1 pseudogene is annotated in these 441 nt (G+C 71.4%); it reads left to right on the forward strand.

Annotation, left to right across the window (positions count from 1 at the left end):
* Positions 1-433, forward strand: a pseudogene (locus HW466_RS31480) (hypothetical protein); the annotation flags it as partial.
* Positions 434-441: the final 8 nt, after the last annotated feature.

Genomic DNA, 441 nt, shown 5'->3' on the forward strand with positions numbered 1-441 from the left:
GGTCGCGCAGGCGCAGTACGCGACCGGCGGCGGGGTGGCGTCCTCGACCTCGACCATCGCGATCGGCGGCAATGCGGCCGTGCTCGGGATATTCGCGCCGAGCAACACCACCGCGAGCGGCACCGGCTCGATCGCACTCGGCTCGAACGCGACGTCGACCGGTGCGGCCTCGATGGCACTCGGCTACGGCTCGACCGCCACCGGCTCCACCTCGATGGCCATCGGCAACGGCGCCACCGCCACCGGCGTGTTTTCCACCGTGTTCGGCCACAACGCCGTGGCGACTGCCTCGAGCGCGATTGCAGTCGGCTCCGGTTCAAACGCGCAAGGCGTGGGCGCGTCCGCGATCGGCAACGACACGCTCGCGAGCGACAGCAGTGCCGTCGCGATCGGTGGCGGCAACAGCACCGGCAGCGGTGGCGCCACCGCGTAGGGTGCAAC

The organism is Burkholderia territorii, assembly GCF_902833055.1.
Lineage (GTDB): Bacteria > Pseudomonadota > Gammaproteobacteria > Burkholderiales > Burkholderiaceae > Burkholderia > Burkholderia territorii.